Consider the following 8162-nt stretch of genomic DNA (forward strand, 5'->3'; position numbering starts at 1 on the left):
ATTTCCCACTCACAATCAGCCGCACAAGACCGACCGTGCCAGTCCACCGACAAGCGCCATTGTGTGAAGCGTTCTCCGAACTGCAATCGGAATTGACGCCAAGCGGTGGCGCTCCGAGGCTTGATAAAGGCGGTGCCGAATGTGGGCGATATCGAACCTGGAAGCACTGGTCTTCGTCGCATTGATGCCGAATCTCGTCGAACAATTGCCGGATCTCGTTGCCGACAAAAGCCGTGATGCCGCGCTTGGACGCTTCGTAAGCGCGTCCAGCTCTTCGGATGTCATGAAGGCCATTGGCGTGGCTGCGCATTGTTGTATTCGAGGTCGCGGATAGCGTCCGTGACCTTGCCGGAAATTACCGCTTTTGAGATCCGTGTGTGGCAATCGTTGAACGATGGCGGGGAGCCGTTCGGCAACTTCGCGGTTTCGCCGTCTGCAAGGCGGTGTCGTCGTGAAGCGCCATCAGTACAGTCACCATCAAACGCCGCGCCTGCTTTTCGTTTTTCAACGACTCGGTGACCAAGCCGACCACTCGCGTGATGGCGGGCGGCTTTGTCCAATCAGGTGGCCGGTATCACATTGTGGTTGAGCCGGAACATGTTGGCCGGGTCGTAGGTCTTCTTGATGGACGCCAAGCGCGCGTAGCGCTCCGGCCCGTAAATCGCTGCGCCGTCGGCCGCCTCATCCGGCGCGAGATTGTTCACGAAACGCCGGTCGCCCTGCCAGGGTTTCATGCCGTCGAGCAGCTCGGCGACCGACCTCTTGAGTTGCTGCTCCTGCGACAGCGGACCGACCGAGACGCCGAGCAGGCTGTACGGCAGGCCCCTTGTAGGTACGGCGTTGGGCACCGCCGGCTCCCGGTCCCACGCCCCGCCCAGGGCACGAAGCTCGGCGATCACCAGGGCGGTCTCGGAATCCGGACCAACCAGCTCGATCAGTTTGTCCTGCGCCTGCGCCGGAAACTCTCGCAGCATGATGCCCCGTTCGTAGTAGGGCAGCGGGTCGGTCGGCTCGCTGTGGATCGACGCGACCTCGCTGTACGGCATGTCCCGTACGGTGTCCAGGACTGCCGGAGCTACCGCCCGCAGCGGCGCTATCATCCGCTCGCCGTCCGCGGTCGTGCCGTTGTAGGCGATCCGCACCGACACCAGAAACTTCCCGCGTACAGGCTCGGGCACTCCTGGCACCGATGGCATCCGCATCACGGCAATCGACGTGACCATGGTCTCCGGGGTGCTCGGGTGCCAGTCGGTCCAGGCTCGCAGCACGTCGGCCGTGCGCTCGCCAGGGAAGAAGATGCCGCCGCCGTAGAGGCGGGACACCGGGAACAGCTCCAATTCCAGGGCGGTGACCACTGCGAAGTTGCCCTTGCCGCCGCGCAGCGCCCAGAACAGGTCGGGCTCGGACTCGGCGTCGACGTGCCGCAGGTCGCCGTCCGCGGTGACCACGTCAAGCGAGCGCACGTGGTCGGCGGCGTAGCCGTGTGAGCGGCCGAGGGTCGGGCTGAGGCCGCCGCCTAGGGTGTAACCGGAGACTCCCACGGTGGGGTTTGACCCATTCAGCGGGGCCAGCCCGGCCTTGGCCGCCTTCGCGATGACCTCCGACCACAGGGCTCCGGCGCCGACCCGAGCCGTGCGGCCGGCCGCGTCGATCGTTATGTCGTTCATTCGATGAGTCGCGATGAGGACGGCGCCGCGCGCCTGGCCGACAATCTGGTGACCGGTTGTCTTCACCAGGACCGGCCGGTGCTGCCCCGCCGCGAAAGTAACGGCGGCCTGGACATCGCGCGCGCTCTCCGGCACCACGATCATCGCAGGTACCAGCTCGTGATTCAGATTCCAGACGGCGCGTTCGTCGTCGTATCCCGCCTCGCCCGGCAGTAGAACCGAACCCGCGACCGTGGCCAGCAGGGGCGCGGCATCTTCCGGCAATACCGGCGGCAGCGACGCATCGTTAAAAGCCATGACATACATCCCTGTTTCTAGTGCCATAACCAAGCCAAGACGCCTGAACTGTCCGAAAAGCCTCTGTAGTTCTCCTCCGCCGTTCGTGATTACGGCCATGGTGGGCGGGGCCTGAATTAGTGCGGTTTCCGAAACCAGACGCGCCTCACGTTTGACCCCGTCTCAACCAGCTGTTCGTCGCCTTGGCTACAAACTCGTTCAGCGCGCCTGATATTGCTTCGAGGACACGCTTGGCGGAGTCGCCGAGTTCGCGCCGATGCGTGAGATTCCGAGGATCGTTGTCGTAAAGAAACGTCGCGCCGGCCTCGTCTTGGCAGACCAGCGCCTTTTGCGGCAGGTCGATGCCGATCGTCAGTACCGATTGCATCAGCGGTGTTCCACCCTTGGCCCCCGCAGATCAAAGATCTGTCGGCGCAGCGGCGCTCGCGGCGTGATCGATATGGGCAATCACCGTCATGCCCTTGGCGCGGACCTCAACTTCGAACGGCTTCATGATCTATTCCGGTCCGAAGTTGCTACAGTCGTGATCAATCTATCTGCAGACATGGCATGCTCTCCCAAGCGTAAGCGCGTCTAAGGCGACGATGAACGCTTTTGCGACTCGAATCTCTTCTTTCCTGAACAGTTTTGCTGGATCGAACTCCGGATCTGGCACGAAGCCATCGCGACTAGCACCTTGATTTTGGCAAGGCTCTCTCGATCCAGCTTGCCGTCGTAAGCCATAGGCCGCCGAGCGGGGCCGCGTCGTGGGTCTAACGCGCCCTTTCGTCCCTCGCGTCACGCACTGGCGTCGCCTGACGAATTCGACGATTGACCGAGTATGCCAGCGGCATGCATGTCGCCGGTGAAGAATGGTGTCGCTCGCCTGCGCAAGATCGCTGTGGCCCGCGATCTCGTCGGCGAGGTCGAGGTCTCGGGGGGCGAGAGCGTGATCCTCCGTCGATCTCGTCGAGGTGAAGGTCGCCGCGGACAAGACCGCGTAAGCCGCGGTGATCCGCTATCGGCGGGTTTGTGGAAGAACAGGGTGACGACGAGCAGGGGTGGTAAAGGAATCTGAAGGGATCACCAAGTCATCCCAGAAACCAAACATAGTACCAGGTGAGAACCGGACGTAGTAGGAATGTTGGATGCGGAGCATTTTGTCCGGATCTGCCGGGAGATCAACGAGTAAGTACGAGCTGACAACTAACCTATTGCCGGCGCCTCACAACCCTCTAGCCAGGGTTCGCGTTCCTGGTTGCGGTGCTGATCGGCCTCTTCGTGGCTTCATTTACCTGGGACTTGGGCCTCCACCTTTAAGCTGGCGGCCCGATCGTCTCAGCGCTGCTCAGCTCATCACTGCCGGGTGTCACGATCGCGCGCTTCTCCAACATTTGATTGCGCGTGCCGTTGAAGAGTCGGATCGGAGCCCTCTTTTAGTAGCTTCAAACCACAGCCTTAAGGGATCTCGGTGACAATGCGGACTGCTGACCTTCTGATGCGCAGTGCTGACCTTCTGCAGACACCCGAGTTGAATTACGAACAGTGGAGGGATCTATTGGGCCCGATTTGTGGGCTACACACGATAGACAACCCTAAAGCCTTTGCCGGCCGGGTTCGCCGCCGGGACATCTTCGGACTTAATGCGTCGGAGATTAGGAACAATAAATGCCGTTGCGAACGGACACAAAGGGATATTCGCCTTGACGGCCTTGATCACTGCTTTGCCGTATTTCAGGTCGCTGGACGATCAACGATCATTCAAGATGATCAGGCCGTAGCACTGGGGGTGGGAGATGTCGCGTTCGTAAATTGTGCCCGCCCGGTGACGTATCTTAATGATGGCCACGAACAGTGGATCACACTGCAGTTGCCTCGCCAGCGTCTGATTCGTGGCGTTGGATTCGAGCCGCGCGCTGGCCTTACTGGCTGCTCTGGAACGCCTGCATCACGCCTGCTATTCCAACTCGTTCTGGACGCCGTCAACGAAGAGGTATCTACGCCTACGTCGGCTGGCAACTATATGCAATTGGCGGTTTTTGATCTGCTCGGAGCGCTATTAGCGCCGGAAGATCCAGCACCGAGGTCTCTTCATTCGGATCGATTGTTCAGGCGCATCTGCTTTGTCGTCAAAGATCGCTTTGCCGATCCGGATTTCGGTCCATCTAAGATTGCGGCCGAGGTCGGTATTTCGCTACGTTATCTCCAAAAACTGTTCACGAACCGCGGTTGTAGCTGCAGCGGCTTCATTCAATCAGTGCGCCTGGATCAAGCTGCGCGCAGTATCAATCGTCGGGCATCGATGAAGTCAGGCCAGAGTCTGAGCGAGATAGCCTACGCTTGTGGGTATCGCGATTACAACAATTTCGCCCGTGCATTCCGCCAAAGGTTCGGTCACGCACCCAGCGTTCACCTACAGGGAACGACGCCAACCTAGTGCGTGGCGTAACGGCCGCGACGGCGCGTTAGACCCAGGACGCCGGCCACGCGGTAGCCTGTCTGAGATGGCAGCTGGCGACGGCCGTGTCTCGAGATGTGTCATCAGCGTGGACCATCACAGATTCCATTCTGCTCAGTCCGCTTTTTCGTGCGCAGCATCAAGGGGCGGCCTCTCAGTCTGGCAAGTACATCCCGACATATCAGGACTGCCGTGAGTGCTAGGCGAAAACCTGGGCGGCGTGCCCGGGCAGTTAACGCCGCTGGTTGCGCCTTGACGTGCTATCAGCTTTTCGACTTGGGCGCCGACTTCTTGGCCGAAACGATCGTGGCTTCTGCAACGGTTTCTATGCGCAGCTCTTCGAGGTTCTTGCATTCATGTTGCAGGACTTCGGCAGTCGGGCCAAGGACGTGCGGCAGAACAGCTGCCGCTGAACGAACCAAGCTACACGGTCTCGCCCAAAGTTAATTCTCCTGCGCGCGGAGCAACCAGCTGCCGACCGCTTCAGCATCCGCCGGTTGACCGCGGGAGAGCGTCGCGTGAGCGCTCAATCGGCCGCGAACTTCAGTTCATTGGTATCGAGGCTGCCAGTGCTGATGTTAGTGCGCCCTGCCGGAAACTGCTGGAAATCGTGCTAACGAGAAATATCGACGCTGGCTAAAGCTTGCGGAGAAAGCAGGGTACTCCCAATTCCTCATTCGCGGGTTGAATCGCCTACTGCATTGATAGCGTGAACCGCTTCCGTCCGACGACGCACGGAGAAGTCAAGCACCGCGTCGTGCGCAGCAGCAGTCTCGAATCATAGGAGAACCAGCATGGATTCCATTTCCCGTCGGCTTCTATTGGCGGCAACCGCCGCCGGTGGTCTTCTTACGACTGCGGGTCTCGCGCATGCGCAAACCGGAGGCGCCGCTACTCCACAGCCACAGCGGCTTGGTCACGGCGGCACTGATCCCGGCCCGCGCAATCTGATGCGGGATCAGCAGAATCCGGATCTGTTGGTTCCGCCATCGACCGATCATGGCACATTGCCGAACCTGCGCTTCTCGTTTTCCGATGCGCATGTGCGGCTCGAGCCGGGCGGCTGGACCCGCCAGGTCACGCGGCGCGAGCTCGGGGTTGCGACGTCCATCGCCGGCGTGAACATGCGTCTGAACGCCGGCGGCGTGCGCGAGCTGCATTGGCACAAGGCGTCGGAATGGGCCTACATGCTGTATGGCAAGGCGCGCGTGACGGCCGTCGATTCCGAGGGGCGCTATTTCGTCGACGACGTCGGTGTCGGCGATCTCTGGTTCTTCCCGGGCGGGACCCCACACTCGATCCAGGGCCTCGGTCCCGACGGCTGCGAATTCCTTCTCGTGTTCGACGACGGCGACTTCGACGAGGACAACACTTTCCTGCTCAACGACTGGTTCCGGCGCGTGCCGCCCGAGGTGCTGGGCAAGAATTTCGGCGTGCCTGCCGCGCTGTTCGGCCACACCCCCGAGGAAAGCGAACGCTATATTTTTGCCGCGCCGATACCGGGGCCGCTCGGCTCCGAAGCCATACCTGGCGCACAGGCGGCGGAGACGAACTACACGTGGCGGATGATGGAGCAGGTGCCGATCAAGACCAGAAGCGGATCGGTGCGGATCACCGATTCCCGTCTGTTCCCGATCAGCACCACGACCGCCGCGGCGCTCGTCGAAGTCGAGCCGGGCGGATTGCGCGAGGTGCACTGGCACCCCAATGGCGACGAGTGGCTCTACGTCATCGAGGGGCAGACGCGCATGGGCGTGTTCGCCGGCCAGGGGCAGGCCCGAACGTTCGATCTGCAGGCCGGCGATGTCGGGTACGTGCCGGTGGCGATGGGGCACTACCTCGAGAACACGGGACCGAACACGCTGCGATTTCTCGAGACGTTCAAGAGCGACCGCTTTGTCGACTTTTCTCTAGACACCTGGATGGCAGCCACGCCGCCCGAACTGGTGCAGGCGCATCTGAACCTGGATCCACAAGTGATGAATGGGCTGCGCAAGACCAAGGCTCTGGTCGTGCCGGAATAATGGCCTACGTCGGAGCGCGTCGCGGCGCACTCATCGGCCGCCGACAGTGAACCGGGGCTGTCGGGCCCCCCCGCCAAGCTCGCGGTAGACAGAGGCTGCGTGGTTCGCCTCAGCGGCAAAGCCTCAGCCCGCTTCTCGCGAAAGCGGGCATGCAAGCAGGGCTAAGGGGCCGAATACCGCGGGTTACAGGAGCCACTCGAATGAACTGGAGTTGTAGCGCGATCAGACAGGAGACGCTACGTCTTGGTAGATGTCCAACCCAGCAGTCAGCAGATCAGAGTCCGCCTTCGCTTTCTGCTGTGCCCTTTGTTTGAACGCGAAGAGCCAACCCGGAAGCTGCACCCGATATCCTCGTCTTTGGATACGACGCAAGCAGTGTATTTTGAAAAACATTTGGATTATTGAAATACGACACGGACGGATGCTGCAACCTAATCATGTTCGATGAAATGGATGAGGAAAAGGTCATGATCGGCTATCTCCGTGACAGAAGGCTGATAGCAATAACAGAACATACTTACGTATAGATCCATATCATTCTTTACGACATTGGCGCCTCACCAAGGTGCGATTGCTTGGCCGCGTCTGACCTCCTAACTCTAAGTGCACAGTAATCGGCGGGTTCGCAGAGCGAAAGGTTAATTCGATGGATGGCATGGAAATCTTGGAGCCCACGAGCCGCCACTTACAAAGCTGCGTGCGGATCTAATAGCCAGTAGACCCATTCTCATCCACGCCGAATGGAGGTCGCGATGCGGGATTGCATTCGTTCATGGACCGAGAGTGAGGCATATTTCACGGCTGACTAGTATGCGTCAGGGAAGGACATCATGCCGACAAAACTGCCTGCGATTCCATCGAGCGCCGTATTCCTGTGTTCGGCTCTTCTTGGTTTTGGATATGCCGCCCCCGCACTTGCCGCAGGGCCAGCACCCGTAAAAGGCGACTATTTCCATACCGGGGCCGGCGCGCGATATCTGGAGCGCGCCAAGGGCGACATCATCACCGTGCCCTTGCGCGGCAACATCAATGTCCTGATGGGATCCGGGGGGAATATCGTGGTTCTGTCGGGAAGCGAGGGCAAGTTCCTCGTCGATGCCGGGATCAAGCCGTCGAAAGACAAATTGCAAGCGGCTCTCGATAAGATCGGCCCGTCACCGTTGAAATACGTCGTAAACACCCATTGGCACTGGGATCATACCGATGGAAATGAGTGGATGCATGCAGCCGGCGCCGCGATCATTGCACAGGGAAACACGTTGAAGCATCTTTCCGATACCACTCGCATCGATGATTGGAATTGGACGTTCGCTCCCGTTCCGGCGGGCGCGCGCCCGACGATCATCGTGGACAATGTGAGGGAGTTCGCCTTTGCGGGCGACTCCATAAAGGTGGAGCATTTCGGCCCCGGCCATACTGACGGCGATGTGTTGGTGTACTTCGAAAAGGCCGATGTGATGGCCTTCGGCGACACGTTCTGGAACGGATACTATCCGTTCATCGACAACGAACACGGCGGCAGCGTCAATTCGGCCATCGCCTGGGCTAANAAGGCTATCGAACGCACCACGGATCAAACAATCCTGGTTCCCGGTCATGGGCCGGTCGGCAACCGCGCTCACTTGATTGAGTTTCGCGACATGCTGGTCTCGGTGCGCGATAAGGTCGCTGCATTGAAGTCACAGGGGAAGTCCCTCGAAGACGTCATAGCGGCGAAGCCGACCGCGGCCTTCGACG

Annotated in this window: 6 protein-coding genes; 4 read left to right on the plus strand and 2 right to left on the minus strand. The window is 60.2% G+C overall.

The annotated features are described in order from the left end of the window. The first annotated feature begins 139 nt into the window (after nt 1-139). Nucleotides 140-334 carry a hypothetical protein gene (locus tag YY7_RS0148655; protein ID WP_028169249.1) on the plus strand — a complete coding sequence of 65 codons (195 nt, stop codon included), beginning with the start codon at nt 140-142 and terminating at the stop codon, nt 332-334. A gap of 226 nt (nt 335-560) precedes the next feature. Here the strand turns inward: YY7_RS0148655 and YY7_RS0148660 are convergent, their stop codons facing one another. Next, complete coding sequence (locus YY7_RS0148660) at nt 561-1964, minus strand: FAD-binding oxidoreductase (protein ID WP_035693123.1); 1404 nt, start codon at nt 1962-1964, stop codon at nt 561-563. Between the two features lie 145 nt (nt 1965-2109). Further along, nucleotides 2110-2331 carry a hypothetical protein gene (locus YY7_RS59870; RefSeq protein WP_051397368.1) on the minus strand — a complete coding sequence of 74 codons (222 nt, stop codon included), beginning with the start codon at nt 2329-2331 and terminating at the stop codon, nt 2110-2112. A gap of 1143 nt (nt 2332-3474) precedes the next feature. Between YY7_RS59870 and YY7_RS0148670 the strand changes: the two genes are divergently transcribed. The 3 genes from YY7_RS0148670 to YY7_RS0148690 all read left to right on the plus strand — a co-directional run. Beyond that, nucleotides 3475-4380 (plus strand): helix-turn-helix domain-containing protein, encoded by a 906-nt coding sequence (locus YY7_RS0148670; RefSeq protein ID WP_196237456.1) that lies wholly within the window; start codon nt 3475-3477, stop codon nt 4378-4380. A gap of 815 nt (nt 4381-5195) precedes the next feature. Beyond that, nucleotides 5196-6425, plus strand: coding sequence for a cupin domain-containing protein (locus YY7_RS0148680; RefSeq protein ID WP_028169274.1), 1230 nt, complete (start codon nt 5196-5198; stop codon nt 6423-6425). A gap of 1037 nt (nt 6426-7462) precedes the next feature. After that, nucleotides 7463-8162 (plus strand): MBL fold metallo-hydrolase (locus YY7_RS0148690; protein WP_028169275.1); only part of this gene is annotated, 700 nt, incomplete at its 3' end.

Origin of the sequence: Bradyrhizobium elkanii WSM2783, assembly GCF_000472865.1 — a bacterium.
Lineage (GTDB): Bacteria > Pseudomonadota > Alphaproteobacteria > Rhizobiales > Xanthobacteraceae > Bradyrhizobium > Bradyrhizobium elkanii_A.

Bases quoted from the DNA above. Each gene is read 5' to 3' on its own strand.
- YY7_RS0148660 (WP_035693123.1), bottom strand. From the start codon at position 1,964: ATGGCTTTTAACGATGCGTCGCTGCCGCCGGTATTGCCGGAAGATGCC.
- YY7_RS0148680 (WP_028169274.1), top strand. From the start codon at position 5,196: ATGGATTCCATTTCCCGTCGGCTTCTATTGGCGGCAACCGCCGCCGGT.
- YY7_RS59870 (WP_051397368.1), bottom strand. From the start codon at position 2,331: ATGCAATCGGTACTGACGATCGGCATCGACCTGCCGCAAAAGGCGCTG.
- YY7_RS0148655 (WP_028169249.1), top strand. From the start codon at position 140: ATGTGGGCGATATCGAACCTGGAAGCACTGGTCTTCGTCGCATTGATG.